This window comes from Clostridium ihumii AP5, assembly GCF_000612845.1.
Lineage (GTDB): Bacteria > Bacillota > Clostridia > Clostridiales > Clostridiaceae > Clostridium_J > Clostridium_J ihumii.
The window spans coordinates 50841-68118 of record NZ_CCAT010000086.1; the positions used below are offsets into that span (position 1 = coordinate 50841).

The window sequence follows — 17278 nt, forward strand, 5'->3', positions numbered from 1 at the left end:
TTTAAATAATATATATTATTTTTCTCTATACTATATATGATTATGTACAATTTTACAGATATATATAACTTATATCCATATTTAAAGCTATCTATACCATTATGTTATAATATATTAATTAAGCTTATTAGTCAATATACGTATTGAAAAACAAACATATATAAAATAAAAAATTCCTTCTACAAGGAATTTTTTATTTTATATATAAGGTAATTTAATTATAAACTTTGTACCTTTTCCTAATGTACTTTCTACACCAATTTCACCTTGTAATTTTAATGCTATATGTTTTACTATAGCAAGTCCAAGTCCAGTACCACCACTAGCTCTAGACCTAGTTTTATCTACTCTATAGAATCTTTCAAAAAGCCTTGATAAATGTTCTTTAGATATTCCTACACCATCATCTTCTACTTCTAATATACAATAATTCTTAGAATTTATACTTCTAACTATTATATTTTCACCCTCTGAGTATTTTATAGCATTGTCTACAAGATTTATTATCATTTGCTTTATCTTATCGACATCACCTTTTACAGCGCCTACATTATCCAATTCTAAATCTAATTTAATATTTTTATTTTTAGCTGAATTTTTCATAAGTTCAAATATATTTACTATTATATCATTTATATTTACATCTACTAACTTGAATTCTTTTTCTCTTTCAATATCTGATAGTGCAAGTATATCTGATATTAATCTTGTTAACCTATCACTTTCCTCTTCTATTATCCCTAAAAATTTATTTCTAGTTTCATCATCATCTACATATCTTAAAGTTTCTGTAAAACCTTTAATAGAAGTTAATGGGGTTTTAAGTTCATGTGATACATTTGCAACAAATTCACTTCTTACATTTTCTAGCCTCTTTATATCGGTAACATCTTGAATTACAGCCACCTTACCTATATGTTGATTTCTATTTATTATATTCGCAGTTCTTATCCTTAAATAAATTTCTTTAGGCTTTTCAATTTTAATCTCATTATAATTTTCATCAGCATCTTGAAATATAGAAAAAATATCAAAATCAGTACCTATACATTTAATATTTTTGCCTATAACATCTTCACAAATATTAAATATCTTTTTAGCATATGGATTTACCATTATTATATTATTGTTTATATCAATAGCTATAACACCACTGTCCATACTTTGTAATATTGCTGATAATCTATTTTGTTTTTCTTTCACTTCATTTAAGGTTAATTCTAATTTATCTGCCATTTCATTAAAACTTTCACCTAATTGACCAATTTCATCCTTTGAAGAAATTTTAACTCTCCTCCAAAGTTCTCCTTCTGCAATTAACGATGTCGTTTTTTCTAAATCACTAATAGGTTTAGATATTATATATGATAATTTACTAGCTATCCAAATAGAAAAACCCACAGTACTTATTATAGATAATACATATATATATATATATGCTTTATCATCACTATTGATTATTTCAACAACTTCAGAAATTCTAATTATATAACTATCAAATTTTTCAGCATAATAAATCATATTTTTATTTAAATATTCACTTCTTCTTACATTGAAGCCTTGTCCATTTTCCGTAGATTCTAGTATTTCCGATTTAATATTATACTCTTCACTATCATATTCATCTTTAAAACTGTCAACTATTAAATTACCTTCTAAATCTAAAATTGTAACTCTTATTTTTTGATCTTTTAATGTATTTACTATTTTCCCAAACTCTTCTTCTGAATTTTTTTCTTTCAATACATCATTAATCATCTCAGTATAAATTTTAAAATTTCTTTTTGTATTTTCTTCTTTTTGATAACTTATTGAGTTTATAAACAACGTAGTTACCAATACAAATACTGCAATTATAGCAAGCAATATATATATTGTTAACTTTCTTTTCATTAATGAATTTTTTTTAGTTTTTTTCATTATTAAATTTATATCCTATCCCTCTTATAGTTTGAATATATATAGGATTTTTATCATCACTCTCTATTTTTTGTCTTAAATGCCTTATGTGAACATCTACTGTCCTTGTTTCACCAATATATTCATAACCCCATATTTTATCCAAAAGAAATTCTCTTGTAACAACTTTTCCTTCATTTTTTATAAGTATCTCTAAAAGTTCAAATTCTTTTAGCGTAAGTTCTATTTTTTCACCATCTCTTTTAACTTCATGTTTATCAAAATTTATATATATATTATCAAAACTAAAATTATTAACTTCTTTTTTATTTGATGTTCTTCTCATAATAGCTTTAACTCTAGCAACCATTTCCCTAACTGAAAATGGCTTCGTTATATAATCATCTGCTCCTATTTCAAGTCCAACTATTTTATCTATCTCTTCACTTTTCGCTGTTATCATTATTATAGGAATCTCTGATATATTTTCATCTTTTCTTATAAGTTTGCAAACTTCTAAGCCATCTATTCCTGGAAGCATAAGATCTAATAGTATAAGATCTGGCATTTTATCCTTTGCAATTTTTAGTGCAACATCCCCACTATTTGCAGTAAAGACAGTGCATCCTTCTTTTTCTAAATTAAACTTAATTAACTCTACAATATGTTCCTCATCATCTACAACTAAAATTCTTTTATCTGACATAATATTACTCTATTCTATATATACAAATGAGAATAGTCTTCCCTCTCTTTCTTCTGATTTTCTATAAGAGAATAATTTGTATTCCTTTGAACAATGAGTACAAACCCCTAATAGATTAATATTTTCAGGTAAGATATTAAACTCATTTATTTGTGATATTATACATTTTTCTAAGTTTAAATGTCTACCTTCATTTATATTAATATTAACATACTCTTCCTTAAAATTATCTATTAATTCTTCACTTACCTCATAACAACATACTTTATTATGCGGCCCTATAAATACTTTTAAGTTTTCTTCTTTACAATTATAATCTTTAATCATCTTCATTATTGTCTTATAGACTATTTTTTTTATAGTTCCTTTCCAGCCACTATGTATAGCTGCAATCACTTTACTTTTTTCATCTACTATTATTACTGGCACACAGTCTGCATTAAATACTCCTATAGCAACAGATTTTTCATCAGTAATAATGGCATCTCCTTCTAAGTTTACTATATCATTGTTTTTAAGTTCGTATATAATATCACTATGAATTTGATTTAAGTATACAACATTATTTACTTTAAAAGTATCCTTCAATTTATTTAAATTATATATCCCTTCTTCAGTTCTTTTATTAAAACTAAGATTTCCTTCCGCAGTTGAAAATACCACGTTTATATTACCTACTCTATATTTCAAAAATTTGTTTTTATCATTTTTTAAAATTTCCATAACTCCACACTTTCTAACTGTTTATTTATAAAATTCAAAACTTTTATTATAAAATTATAATATATTTTATAATTTTAATCTTTTTTACTTATATAGGAATTTAAATTTAAACTTTAAGTTATGTATGTTTCCAATTAATAATTTTAATGCTAAATTCTAATCTATATTTTTAAAATTGACAATTGACAGTAAATGTACAAATCAAACTATTATAAAAATTGATTCAAAAAAAACTAAGACTTCAGTTTTATCTTTCACTGTTAATTATCTATCATTAATTTCTAATTTTTGTGCAATAATTTAAATATATATTTCTCAACTGAAATAAGAATAATTGACTTTTTTAACTTGCATTCCTATATTATAAAAGTAAATGTTTAATTAAACATTTACTTTTATTGCTAATTTTTTCTTAAATTTTGTATTTCTTGCAAAAATGTATCTATATCATTAAATTGTCTATACACTGATGCAAATCTTACATATGCAACTTCATCCACTTGTTTAAGTTTTTCAAGTACCATTTCTCCTATTTCTTCTGAACTAATTTCTAGAATCATATTGTTATTTAATGTTTTTTCTATTTCATCAGCAATATTTTCAATTATAGCTCTTGGTACTGGTCTTTTTTGACAAGCAGTTACTATGCCTCTTATTATTTTTTCTCTATTAAAAAATTCTCTATCTTTACCTCTTTTAATTACTAATATAGCCATATATTCTACTTTTTCATATGTAGTATATCTTTTTCCACAATTAAGACATTCTCTTCTTCTTCTAATAGCTAAACTATCTTCTGTAGCTCTTGAGTCAACTACTTTACTATCTTCTGCACTACAAAACGGACATTTCATCTTCATTCACTACTTTCTTAAAACAATTTATTATATTTTTATTATACACATATTAAAACAAAATTCTATAACTATTTTTATAGTAACTAATTTTTTACTCTTCATCTATATCAATTATGCCATCTCCATCTATTAATATCACATCTACACCTATTTTTCTAATCTTTTCCCATGGAATCTCTATATTATTTTCTTTAGAAAACCATCCAACTTTTTGTGTTGGAAGTACTATAGATTTTACTCTGTATTCATCACAATCTATTTTTAAATCTTTTATATATCCAAGTTTAGCTCCAGTGTTTAAATCTATTACTTCCATCATTTTTAATCCATTAATAGCATACATTGAACTTTCCAATTTTTTACCCCCTTTTGTTTTATAAATATAAATTTATTATTATATATATATTTATACTTATAATAAATATTCACAATTTATTATAAGATAAAAAAAGAGGCCTTAAAATAAGGCCTTACACATATTTTCTCATATGTTTCAATGCTGTTTTTTCTAGTCTAGATACCTGTGCCTGAGAAATTCCTATTTCATCTGCTACTTCCATCTGTGTTCTACCATCAAAAAATCTTAAGTTTAATATAAGCTTTTCTCTATCACTTAATTTGGTCATAGCTTCCTTTATAGATATGTTTTCAAGCCAACTATCATCTAAATTTTTGTTATCACTTATTTGATCCATAACATAAATAGCATCTCCACCATCATGATAAATAGGTTCAAATAAAGACACAGGATCTTGTATAGCATCCAATGCAAAAACTACTTCTTCTCTAGAGATTTTTAGTTCTTTAGCTATTTGTGATACTGTAGGTTCCTTATTATCTTTACTAATTAGTCTATCTCTTACTTGCAATGCTTTATATGCGATATCTCTAAGTGATCTACTAACTCTAATTGAATTATTATCCCTTAAATATCTTCTTATTTCTCCAATAATCATAGGAACTGCATAAGTAGAAAATTTTACATTCTGACTTAAATCAAAATTATCTATAGCTTTTATAAGTCCTATGCATCCAACTTGGAATAAATCATCCACATTTTCTCCCCTGTTATTAAATCTTTGAATAACACTTAATACCAACCTTAAATTACCTTTTATAAATTTTTCTCTACATTCTTCATCTCCATTTTGCATTTTTTCTAAAAGTTCTCTCATTTCTTTAGCCTTTAAGACTGGTAATTTGGCTGTATTTACTCCACATATTTCTACTTTGTTTATCATCATAAGGTCATCATTCCCTTCAGAGTAATTGCATTTTAATTATTTCCTTATACAATAACTTTTATACCTGAGACAAACCTTATAACATTTTATTAATTTCTTTTTTTAATCTTTTGATTATTCTTTTTTCTAATCTTGAAATATAAGATTGTGATATTCCAAGCATATCTGCTACTTCTTTTTGTGTTTTTTCATTGTATCCATTTAATCCAAATCTTAATTCAACAATTTCTTTTTCACGATCATTCAGCTTATCCATAGCTATAACCAATAACTGTTTATCTACTTCATCTTCAATAGAATTGTAAACAACATCATTTTCAGTTCCTAAAATATCAGATAAAAGAAGTTCATTTCCATCCCAATCTATATTTAATGGTTCATAAAATGATATTTCTGTCTTTATTTTACTATTTCTTCTTAAATACATTAATATTTCATTTTCTATACATCTCGATGCATATGTAGCAAGCTTAATTTTTTTCTCTGGATCAAAAGTGTTAACTGCTTTTATTAATCCAATAGTTCCTACTGATATTAAATCTTCTACATTAACTCCTGTATTTTCAAATTTTCTAGCTATATATACAACTAGCCTTAAATTTCTTTCTATTAGTATAGACCTTATACTTTCATCACCATCTACAAGTTTCTTAACTAACTCTTCTTCCTCTTCCTTTGTTAATGGTGGTGGCAATGCATCATTTCCACCTATATAATATATAGACTTACTTAATTTTTTGAATTGACTTAAAAAAACACTTACCTTTTCCGTTATTTTTTTTACTAGTTTTTTTAAAATCAAATTAACCCCTCCCATCAAATTAATATTCCTCTCGGTAATAATGCATTATAATCATTTTCTTTACTCAATTTATTGTCGCATATAGCTAATATTGACTCTTTTAAAATATTCTCATTTTCACCCTTTATAACTATATCATCTGGTTTAAATCCTAAAAGTTTCCCACACCCACCATTAACTACAGAATAACTTATAGTATACTTTGTATAAGAATCTATATTTATATTTTTTAACAATTCCCTTTCTATAATAATAACTGGAAGATTTGTTATAGGCTCTCTAAGTTCATTTCCTGTATCTAAAAAACCTTTAACATCTATATTTTCTTCACCTATTTTTATATTAAGATTATAAACATAATCAAATAGATTTTTTCTACTTTTTATATAAGTAATTAATCGTTCACAAATTAAATAAAAAATAATTATAGCCAACATTAATTTCTTATAATTAAAAGTAAATGTATTCCTATTTATTGAAAAATAATTTTTGCTATTTATAGAAATATAAAAAGTTATTCCTGCTAATACCATTGAATAAAATATATACGTAATAGTGGCTTTAATATAACTCTTCTTATCACCTCTACCATAACAAATATAAATCATAACTAATGCAACTATTACACTCGTTACTTTATTGTTTAACGGTTTTAGTTGTGGTAATACCATAACAAGTACATATAAACTGCCTAAGAAAGCAGATATTATTTGCTTAGTAAAACTACATTTCTTTTTTACACCTTTAAAAGTAATAGATAATAAAAATAAATTAACTAAGAAATTTTCTAATATTAATTCATCTAGATAAATAACCAAAGTTATTCCCCCCTACACTTATTATACATACATGCTAAAGGGAAATTTGTAAAAATTTCCATTTTAATTTAAATATATTCCTATTTTTTTTCGTCACTTTATAAACTTTTATATTATATTAACTTAATATATTCTATATCTCTCTATGTTTTATAATAAAAATTAGTCCTTTGGTAAATATATATGTTGTTTATAGTTGAAATGTTTTTATATAACTTTATAGTATTTAAATTTAAAATAACAAATTTATCAATTGAAAAACTTTTTCTTGGAATAGCATTATCATTTGATATTTGAAAAATGAAATTATTATTATTTACGTTAAGAAAAAGAAATTTAAAATATTGTACAAAAATTAACAATGAATGATAAAACTGAAGTATCAGTTTTTATAATAATTCTCAAAGCAAATTAGTTGAAAATAATGTAAAATCGTAGTTTTTAGGCATTTCTAGATATTAGGAACAAAGTGAGTACTATTCACTCTTACTTCTTACTTGGTTCCAAACATGATATAGGAATACAAGTTTAAACTTTAAGTTATTGATGATTCAGTTGAGAGTTCTAATTAATTTAATTGAAAATGGAAAATGGAAAGTGAATGTAAAAATTGGATTTCCAATTTTAAAGAACGATTTTTTATTAAATTTGCAGAGCAAATTAGTTGAAAATAATATAAAAACATAGTTTTTAAGTATTTCTATTTTAAATATTAAGAACGAAGTGAGTAATATTCACCATAACTTTTCACTTTTCACTCTTACTTTTTAATTAGTTTCCAACATAATAATAGAATAAATTATAAGATTAGTCGTATCATTTGACAAAGCTATTTTTTTTAATTAGAACTTTGAATATCTATATATAGGGTTACAAATTTAAAATAACAAATTTATCAATTGAAAAACTTTTTCTTTCATCAAGAAACAGAAATTATTTAAATAAGTATTTCTTTTAAAATTGCTTTAGAAAATCTTATTAATTTGTGTTTTATTTTCAAGACCTGAACCCAAGGACGGGTTCAGCGACTGCCTAGACAGGACGTCGTGTGAACTAAATTTAGAAATATGTAATTGAGAATTCAATGTATATTTTTTATAAATCAAGGAAGTAATTAACATCAATAATGTAATTTTATTAATGCTAATTACTGACGAAGAGTTATGAAAAATAGACTAGAATTTAATTACATAGCTCTTAATTTAGTTCACTTATAGCCGTTTAGTCTTGGAAATAAAATGGCAAATTTATTAGAGTTTCTTTGAAATTTTTATGAATAACGTTTTAAATAATTACTGTTTCTTGGAATACTACCATTCTCATTTAATATTTGAATAATTTCATTTTTCATCTTTGAACCCTATATTTAACGAATTTAGATTTTAAAGTTTTTAATATAAATAAAAAAAGAAGAATGACTAATCATTCTTCTTTTTTAGTATTTATATTTATCTTGAACTTCTTCTAAGCCAAGTAGGAACAGAATAATCTAATTCTGGTTCTTCCTCTTTAGTAACCGCTGCTTCTTCTTCCTTGTGCTCCACTGGTCTTCTTGAAACAACTGGCTCACTTACATTATTTTTAATAGGTGTTTTTATTTGTGGTTGTACTTCATTAACTTCGTTTAATTCAAAACCTGTTGCTATAACAGTTATTCTAATCTCATCATTTAAACTTTCATCTATCACTGCACCAAATATAATATTAGCATCTGGATCTGCTTCTTCTTGTACAATTTGAGCTGCCTCATTTATCTCTAATAATGATAAATCAGATCCTCCTGTTATATTTAATAGAACTCCTGTAGCTCCTACTATAGATGTTTCTAATAGTGGACTTGATATAGCTTGCTTTGTTGCTTCTTGAGCTCTATTATCGCCTTTTCCATAACCTACACCCATATGTGCAAGTCCTTTGTCTAACATTATTGTACTAATATCAGCAAAGTCTAAGTTTATTATTCCTGGTATAGTAATTAAGTCTGATATACCTTGAACACCTTGTCTTAATACATCATCTGCTTTTCTAAAAGAGTCTACTAGTGTAGTCTTCTTATCTACCATAGTTAACAGTCTTTCATTAGGAATTGTAACTAAAGTATCAACAGATTCCTTTAAAGATTTAATTCCTTGTTCTGCATGTAACATTCTTTTTCTTCCTTCAAAAGAAAATGGTTTTGTTACAACTCCAACTGTTAATATTCCCATAGACTTAGCTATTTCTGCCACTACTGGTGCAGCACCTGTTCCAGTACCACCGCCCATACCAGCAGTTATAAATACCATATCTGCGCCTTTTAGAATTTGAATTAATTCTTCTTTGCTTTCTTCCGCCGCTTTTCTTCCTATGTCTGGATTTGCTCCTGCACCTAATCCTCTAGTTAATTTTTCTCCCAATTGAATTTTTTGAGAAGCTCTCGACATGGCTAAAGCTTGTTTATCAGTATTAACCCCTATAAACTCAACGTTTTTTAAACCTTCCTCAATCATTCTATTTACAGCGTTGTTTCCTCCGCCACCACATCCTATTACTTTTATGTTGCATAATTCTCTGTCTTGAACATCAAAATCCAGCACAATATTACCTCCTCATTAGAAAAAATCTGATAAAAATGCTTTAACTTTTGATAAAACTTTAACTTTTTCTTTTTTATCAATCGCAACTTCATCTTTTAAGTTTATACTTATATTATCCTTTTGCACTTCACTTTTAATATTTTCTTTTAAATACAATTCCTTTATTATTCCAATTGCTACCGTATAGATTGGATTTGCAGCTCCAACATAAGATGGTATTGCTATTCTTATATCTCTTTCTATAATTTCTTTAGCTAAATCTGTAATTCCTCTATAGAAAGAAATACCACCACCATATATTGCAATATTTTTTACATCATTAAAAACTCCATTTGTGACCAATTCTTCTTTTATTAGAGTAAATATCTCTCTAACTCTCTCATAAATTATTTCTACTAACATACTATAATCTATTTCTATAGCTTGGCCATCTGTTTGAGAATAAATTCGAATTTTTTCTCCATTTTCAATGTTTTCTTTATATATTCTTCCACTTTTTAGCTTTAAAGTTTCTGCATCTTGTTTAGAAATTTTTAAACAAATAGAAATGTCATTTGTTATCGTATCTCCAGCAAGATTAATACTTGATACATATTGAATCTTATTATTCTTATAGATTACAATATCAGAAGTTTCTGCGCCTATGTCTATAATAGCCACACCATCATTTAACTCCGCTTTCATTAAAGCATCTTTTGCAACTCCAACAGAATCTACAGTAGTTCCTAAAACTTTAATTCCTGCTTTTTCAACTGGAATCTTATATAATTCTAAAATTTCTTTTTGAACAACTATCATATCTACAGCAACAGCTAATCTGCGACCTAATAATCCTAAAGGATTTTTTATATTTTCTACATCATTTATTTTATACATAACAGGCTCTATCTTTATTATTTCTTTATTAGTATCTTTCTTTGCTTCTAACCTAATAACATCTATTAAATTAGAAACATCTTGAGGTGTTATTTCCCTATCTTGCGAAGACAATGTTAAAACATCCTCTCTTCTAATAACCTCACATAAAGTAATAGGTACTGATACATATACGCCACAAATAGTTGCATTAATTATATTTCCTAGTTGTTCTACAACATCTTTAACAGCTTTAGAAGTACTCTCTATATCTAACTCTCCTGTTTTTTTTATTCCATGACATTTAGATGTAGTAACTCCTAAAACTTGAAACTTTCTTACATCATCTAAATTTCCAACTACACCACATATTTTGGATGAACCGATGTCTATTCCTACTATGTAATTGTTCACTTAAATTACCCCCCTTTAAGAGAAGCTTCAAAAGTATATATTCAACAACAAATCTTCTTTTCCTTTTAAATGTGCGAATTTTTAGAATTTATTTATACATAAATATAAACACTCTAGTTTTAGTATAATTGCTTTACCTCTAAAATGCAATATTTCATACACAACCTAATCTTTTACTTATTAAAATTTTATTTATCAATTTTTTACAAAAACTGTGAAAATAACCTCTATTTACACTTATATTTCCAATTAATGCATCTTTAAATTTATCAACTTTGATTTTTATTTTTATACTTTCTAATTTTCGAACTTTTTTATAAAATCTGTATATATTTTTTTACAGAAATTTATTTTTAAAAAAATAAATGAGGATACTAACTTTCAGTATCCTCATTCATATAATTATTTTTCCATATATCTATTGATTCATAAGCTTGATTCAAAAGCATGCTATATCCATTTATAAATTTAGCACCTTTATCTTTAGCTAGCTCCAAAAATTTAGTAATTTCAGGATTGTAATTCAAATCATAAAATATTGTATCTTTTATTTCTCCTTCTATATGTATAGGTGTTTCCCCAACATGGTTAGCACCACCTATTGGAGTACAATTGATTACAATATAATATTTAGATAAATCTATCTTCTCTTTAATATCTAAAATGTTATTAATATATTTTAGATGCTCTTTTACTGAATTTTTATTTCTAAGTACAAAATCTATATTTTTTGCTTTTAGGTCTTTAACAGCATATAATACAGCTTTAGCTGCTCCACCACCTCCAATTATAAGAACTGATTTATCTTGTAAATCTATATTTTTTTCTTGTAAACTCCTCATAAATCCATAATAATCTGTATTATACCCAATCAAAACACCATTTTTATTTAAAACAGTATTAACTGCTTTTATTTTGTTAGCTGGATACGCTAATTCATCTAAAAAATTAATTATCACTTCTTTATATGGAATTGTAACATTAAACCCAACTACCTCTTCTTTTGCAGTAATTATAAATTTTTCCAGTTCACTATTTTCTACATCAAACAGTTTATAATTTAAAGGTATTTTAAATTGTTCATAATACTTATTATGAATTGAAGGTGACAAGCTATACTTAATATTATTTCCTAATAATCCACTTTTCATTTCATATCACCTCATATTTATTAAACACCTCTTTTAAAAAATAATCAACTTAAAGTTTTTTCTGCACTATTTAGCTCTTTGAAAAGCTTCTTTAAAGCTCTTTTTTCTATTCTTGATACATAAGATCTAGAAATACCTAAAATACCAGCAATTTCCCGTTGTGTTTTTGCTTTTCCATCAATAAGACCATATCTCATTTCTATTATTACTTTTTCTCGTTCTTGCAAAGTAGTATTAATCTTAGCATATAACTTTTTAACTTGAATTTTGTTTTCTACTATTTCTGCAATAGAATCTTTATCACTACTTAATATATCCATAAGCGATATCTCATTTCCTTCTTTATCAATACCTATAGGATCTTGAAGATATACTTCACCTTTTACTTTTTTATTATTTCTAATAAGCATCAATATTTCATTTTCTATGCATCTTGCTGCATAAGTAGCGAGTCTAGTTCCCTTTGAACTATCAAAAGAATCAATTGCTTTAATTAATCCTACAGTACCTATTGATATTAAATCATCTACTTCTTTTCCTGGGAATGAATATTTTTTTACTATATGTGCCACTAATCTCAAGTTTCTTTCAATCAAAACATTTTTAGCTTCTAAGTCACCATCTTTAAACTTTTGTAAATATTCCTTCTCCTCTACATCTGTTAAAGGTTGTGGAAAAGAACTGCTTCCTGAAACATAAGCTGTTAATAAAGTAACATCTCCAATCATACTAAAAAACCAATTGAAGAAAACCATAGCTGCTCCCCCTAATAGTGCTTATTATAATAGTATGATTTATTTTCTAAAAAGTAGCCTGTCCACATAAATTTTTTTAAACTTATTTATTGCCAAAATTACTGATTTTTATGCAAAAAAATATACAGGACATTAAAATTAGTAACATCTTGTATATTTTTTTATTATATTAAATTGTTATTTTTAATTAGCTCTTGAACTATTTCTTTAAAAACTAGTGCCGATGTACGACCGCCAGCATCTTCCTTTATATCTATTTCTGGTATAAATACAACTAAAGAATAGTATTTGTTATTTTTTTCAAAAAAGCCTACAAACCATCCATCCGAATATTCCTTTCCATCAACAAAATATTCTGTAGTTCCTGTTTTTCCTCCCATATTTACACCCTCTACATTTGCATTTCTTCCAGTTGCATCTGTAGACTTAATTACACTTTGCATTTCTTTTTTTAATAATGATGCTGTTTCTTCACCTATTACTCTTTTTTTCTCTGTATTACTCTTTTCAATTTCATTTAACTTTGTATCTACATAAGAATCTAAAATATATGGTTTTACATATATACCACCATTGACTATTGCTATAGGTAGTGTACTTATTGCTATAGGTGTAGTTCTTATGCTCTGCCCTATAGACATATTAGTTGTTACACCAACACTCTCATCATCATTTAAATTTTCTACTCTTCCACACCTTTCATCATTCAAATTAAGAACTTTATCTAAAAGACCTTGTTCTTTAGAGTACTCTGTCATTTTATCTAATCCTATTTTCCAACCTAATTGTGCAAAAACATCATTAGATGAATACAAATATGCTTCACTTAAATCATACTTACTTTTATGTTCATTACTTTTAGGAAATATATTCTTCACTTCAAATTCATCATTTAATGTAGCTACATTATTATCTAGGGCCGCTTCTAATACAATTGTTTTAAATACAGATCCAACTAAAAATCCATTGCTACTTGGCACTCCTATATTGACATTTGATATCTTATCATCCTTTTGACACATTCCTAAAATTTTTCCTGTATCACACTCGGTTATTATTGCTCCAATTTGAGAATAGCGTTTGAATTTATCATTTCTCAATACTTCATTAATTTTATTTTCTATTTTTCTATCTAATGTTAATTTTACATTTATATTCTCTTCACTATTTTCTATCTTTTCATCTATTATCTTTCCATCTACATTTTTTTCAAAAATCATCTTAGAAAATTTATTTTTCTTTATTTTTTCATTTATTTGCCTTTCAATACAACCATCATCTTTCAATTTACCATTTTCATATAAATTAGGAGACATTATTAAATTTTCTATTTTCCAATCCTTTTTAACTATAGCTCTATCTCTAACATATCCATAAATTCCATTAACTTGATTAGATTCTTTAAATTTTTCATATGTTTTCTTATCAACTACATAAGTATATTTTTTACTTTTATCCATATAAGCTGCTTTATATAAATCATACTCGTTATTATAATCTTTTATTATATACAGAATTTTTTTTATGTCTTTCTCATCAGTTTTTTCATTCATATGAAGAAATGTCATAGGATCCAAAACAATACAATATTCCTTCTCTATATCTAATAAGTTTTCATTATTTCTATCTAGTAGTGTATAATTTATATTACTTAAATTTTCTTCATAATAATACTGCTTATTTGCTAAAACTTGATATGAATCTTTTTTATAGTTTTGAATATAAAAAAGTCTACCTACTAATGCAATAAAAATACATGTGTATATAATCGTAACACCATATGCTCTATTTATAATTACACTTCTCCAATTATATCTGCCATATATCTTCTTCCTATTTTTTCTCATAATAAAATACCTCACCTCAATCAAATTCTTGACTAAAGCAAGGTATTATATTCCTTAATTTCAAATATAATGATTTCCAATTATATTTTATGTACAAATTTATATTGTCTTTTTACTTTGTAATATTTGTCTTATATTTGCATTTATTATATCTATAGCAACTTTATTATGGCCACCTTCTGGAATAACTATATCTGCAAATTTCTTTGTGTTTTCTGTAAATTCTTCATGCATTTTCTTTACTACTGTTAAATATTGATTTATAACAGAATCTATAGTTCTACCTCTTTCTTTTACGTCCCTAACCATTCTTCTAATAAATCTAACATCAGCATCAGTATCTACATATATTTTTATATCTAGCATATCCCTTAATTCTTTTTCTTGAAGAACTAATATACCTTCAACTATAATTATATCTCTTGCTTCAACTTTTACAGTTTCACTTTGATTTCTATTATGAACTTCAAAATCATAAATAGGTTTTTTAATTGCTTCTCCATTTATAAGGCTGTTTAATTGACTAATTAATAACTCTGTATCAAATGCATTTGGATGATCATAATTAGTCTTTACTCTTTCTTCTAAAGTTAAATGGCTTTGATCTTTGTAATAAGAGTCTTGTTCTATCATTGCTATGCAATCTGCTCCAAAACTTTTGTATATTTCCTTTGCTATAGTACTTTTTCCAGAACCCGTTCCACCGGTGATTCCTATTATAACTGGTCGGCTCATTACTTCTTTTCCTCCTTGGCCTTTATAAGTATGTCATCTTTTTCTAAATCTTTATCTACTTTAACTTGAAATAGCATTTGTGCACTTGGTGCTGATTCTATTTCATTTCCATTTTCATCTTTCATATCAGCTAAAGTAACTTCTATATTATCACCTACTGGTCTTAAAACTTCTATAGTTTCGTTATCAAATACTTTATTTCTTTGTTCAATAACTGCCACTTTATTTTCCTTATCAAAACTTACAACAGTTCCAACTATATCGTAGTTTCTAATATAAGAAGATGATTCATAAATTTGACTATCTTTGTCTCCAAGATAAAATCCTGTATAATATTTTCTATGACTTGGTTTATCTAATTGTTGTAACCATTTTGGATTGAATTTATATCCTTCAGGATCACTAATATATGCGTCTAGAGCCTCTCTATAAGCTTTTACAACTGTAGCTACATAATATGCACTTTTCATTCTTCCTTCTATTTTAAGCGAAACTGCACCTGTTTTAACAAGTTCAGGAATGTATTCTATCATACATAAATCCTTTGAATTCATTATGTATGTTCCTCTTTCATCTTCTAATATCGGGAAAGACTCTTCACTTCTTTTTTCTTCTACTAATTTATACTTATATCTACATGGTTGAGCACATGCACCTCTATTAGAATCTCTACCAGTCATATAATTTGAAAGTAGACATCTTCCTGAATAAGACATGCACATTGAACCATGTACAAATATTTCTAAATCTAAAGACTCAGGTGTTTTGTCATTTATTGTTTTTATTTCTTCCATAGACACTTCTCTAGCTAATACTACCCTTTTAACGCCTTGTTTATGCCAAAATATAGCTGACTTATAATTTACATTATTAGCTTGAGTACTTAAATGAATTTCTAAGTTTGGAACTACTTCTCTTGCTGTCATTATTATTCCTGGATCCGAAACTATTATTGCATCAGTGCCTAATTCATAAAGTTCCTTTAAATATTCTTCTAATCCATCTAAATCTTCATTATGTGGAAAAACATTCAATGTTACATAAACTTTTTTTCCTCTAGCATGAGCATAGTCTATACCTTCTTTTAGTTCCTTATTGCTAAAATTATCCGCAAATGCTCTTAGATTTAATTTGCTTCCACCTAAATATACTGCATCTGCCCCAAATCTAATAGCAGTTTTTAATTTTTCTAAATTACCTGCTGGAGCTAAAATTTCTGGTTTTATCATTTTCATTCCTCCTTACAGTAAGCGCAATACCATCACCCATAGGTATTACCGTTGTTACTAAATCTTCATCCGCAGAAACCATATCTAAATAACTTCTCATTCTTTTTACTATAGTTATTTTTCTTCTTTTTACAAGTTCATCACTAGCAACCATACCTCTAAATAAAACATTGTCTGCAACTATTACACCATCTTTAGACAACAATCTTAAACAATGTGGTAAAAAATGATTGTAATGTCCCTTGCCTGCATCCATAAATATCATATCGTACTCATCATCTAGACTTTCTAAAACTTCAAGACAATCTCCACTTAGTATGCTTATATTATTTTCTAAATTATACTTTTTTACATTTTCTTTTGCTATACTTAGCATTTTTTCGTCTCTCTCTATTGTAGTTATTTTAGATTCACATCCAGATACTAAAGTCATTAAAATAGAGGAATAACCTATGGCAGTTCCAAGTTCTAAAATTTTCTTAGGTTTTTTCATAGTAACCATAAATTCCAAGAACTTAGCACCCTCTTTTTGAATTATAGGCACCTTATTTTCTAATGCAAATTCTTCTAATTCTTTTAAAAGACCTACACGATTAGGTATAAGATTTCTTATATAGTTTTCCATATATTCATAAGTAACTCCACTCATAAGTCCCTCCATTTTCTT

At 26.2% G+C, this 17278-nt stretch carries 17 protein-coding genes; 1 reads left to right on the top strand and 16 read right to left on the bottom strand.

Annotated elements, in window-relative coordinates; genetic code table 11:
* Positions 1-198: 198 nt before the first annotated feature.
* The 8 genes from BN346_RS19305 to spoIIGA all read right to left on the bottom strand — a co-directional run bounded on the left by BN346_RS19305 (position 199) and on the right by spoIIGA (position 7049).
* The gene (locus BN346_RS19305; protein ID WP_081771081.1) at positions 199-1920 is read right to left on the bottom strand and encodes a sensor histidine kinase; all 1722 of its coding nucleotides are present in this window, start codon (positions 1918-1920) and stop codon (positions 199-201) included.
* Positions 1907-2605, bottom strand: coding sequence for a response regulator (locus BN346_RS19310; RefSeq protein ID WP_040330739.1), 699 nt, complete (start codon positions 2603-2605; stop codon positions 1907-1909). The genes BN346_RS19305 and BN346_RS19310 overlap by 14 nt, the downstream gene beginning before the upstream one ends.
* 9 nt (positions 2606-2614) lie before the next feature.
* Positions 2615-3328: a peptidoglycan editing factor PgeF gene (gene pgeF / locus BN346_RS19315; protein WP_040330740.1), complete on the bottom strand. Its 714-nt coding sequence runs from the start codon at positions 3326-3328 to the stop codon at positions 2615-2617.
* 401 nt (positions 3329-3729) lie between these two features.
* Positions 3730-4182, bottom strand: a complete 453-nt coding sequence (gene nrdR / locus BN346_RS19320) for a transcriptional regulator NrdR (protein WP_040330768.1) — start codon at positions 4180-4182, stop codon at positions 3730-3732.
* Between the two features lie 94 nt (positions 4183-4276).
* The gene (locus tag BN346_RS19325; RefSeq protein ID WP_101541728.1) at positions 4277-4540 is read right to left on the bottom strand and encodes a YlmC/YmxH family sporulation protein; all 264 of its coding nucleotides are present in this window, start codon (positions 4538-4540) and stop codon (positions 4277-4279) included.
* Between the two features lie 115 nt (positions 4541-4655).
* Positions 4656-5429: an RNA polymerase sporulation sigma factor SigG gene (gene sigG / locus BN346_RS19330; RefSeq protein WP_040330743.1), complete on the bottom strand. Its 774-nt coding sequence runs from the start codon at positions 5427-5429 to the stop codon at positions 4656-4658.
* A gap of 76 nt (positions 5430-5505) precedes the next feature.
* The gene (gene sigE / locus BN346_RS19335; protein ID WP_051540530.1) at positions 5506-6246 is read right to left on the bottom strand and encodes an RNA polymerase sporulation sigma factor SigE; all 741 of its coding nucleotides are present in this window, start codon (positions 6244-6246) and stop codon (positions 5506-5508) included.
* Complete coding sequence (gene spoIIGA, locus BN346_RS19340) at positions 6246-7049, bottom strand: sigma-E processing peptidase SpoIIGA (RefSeq protein ID WP_040330744.1); 804 nt, start codon at positions 7047-7049, stop codon at positions 6246-6248. Before spoIIGA ends, sigE begins: the two co-directional genes overlap by 1 nt.
* A 555-nt stretch (positions 7050-7604) precedes the next feature.
* Here spoIIGA and BN346_RS22275 point away from each other — a divergent pair.
* Positions 7605-7736 carry a hypothetical protein gene (locus tag BN346_RS22275; protein ID WP_278245525.1) on the top strand — a complete coding sequence of 44 codons (132 nt, stop codon included), beginning with the start codon at positions 7605-7607 and terminating at the stop codon, positions 7734-7736.
* Positions 7737-8497: 761 nt separating this feature from the next.
* Here the strand turns inward: BN346_RS22275 and ftsZ are convergent.
* The 8 genes from ftsZ to BN346_RS19380 form a co-directional block, all read right to left on the bottom strand.
* A complete protein-coding gene (gene ftsZ / locus BN346_RS19345) occupies positions 8498-9625 on the bottom strand; it encodes a cell division protein FtsZ (protein WP_040330746.1) in 1128 nt (375 codons plus the stop codon).
* 15 nt (positions 9626-9640) lie between these two features.
* Complete coding sequence (gene ftsA / locus BN346_RS19350; RefSeq protein ID WP_040330748.1) at positions 9641-10894, bottom strand: cell division protein FtsA; 1254 nt, start codon at positions 10892-10894, stop codon at positions 9641-9643.
* Between the two features lie 374 nt (positions 10895-11268).
* Complete coding sequence (gene aroE / locus BN346_RS19355; RefSeq protein WP_040330749.1) at positions 11269-12045, bottom strand: shikimate dehydrogenase; 777 nt, start codon at positions 12043-12045, stop codon at positions 11269-11271.
* Between the two features lie 44 nt (positions 12046-12089).
* Positions 12090-12800 carry an RNA polymerase sporulation sigma factor SigK gene (gene sigK / locus BN346_RS19360; protein ID WP_040330750.1) on the bottom strand — a complete coding sequence of 237 codons (711 nt, stop codon included), beginning with the start codon at positions 12798-12800 and terminating at the stop codon, positions 12090-12092.
* 164 nt (positions 12801-12964) lie between these two features.
* Positions 12965-14647 carry a penicillin-binding transpeptidase domain-containing protein gene (locus BN346_RS19365; RefSeq protein WP_040330751.1) on the bottom strand — a complete coding sequence of 561 codons (1683 nt, stop codon included), beginning with the start codon at positions 14645-14647 and terminating at the stop codon, positions 12965-12967.
* 99 nt (positions 14648-14746) lie between these two features.
* On the bottom strand, positions 14747-15382 hold the full coding sequence (gene udk, locus BN346_RS19370) for a uridine kinase (RefSeq protein ID WP_040330753.1): 636 nt from the start codon (positions 15380-15382) through the stop codon (positions 14747-14749).
* Positions 15382-16611: a peptidase U32 family protein gene (locus BN346_RS19375; RefSeq protein ID WP_040330754.1), complete on the bottom strand. Its 1230-nt coding sequence runs from the start codon at positions 16609-16611 to the stop codon at positions 15382-15384. Before BN346_RS19375 ends, udk begins: the two co-directional genes overlap by 1 nt.
* A complete protein-coding gene (locus tag BN346_RS19380) occupies positions 16577-17260 on the bottom strand; it encodes an O-methyltransferase (RefSeq protein WP_040330755.1) in 684 nt (227 codons plus the stop codon). Before BN346_RS19380 ends, BN346_RS19375 begins: the two co-directional genes overlap by 35 nt.
* Positions 17261-17278: the final 18 nt, after the last annotated feature.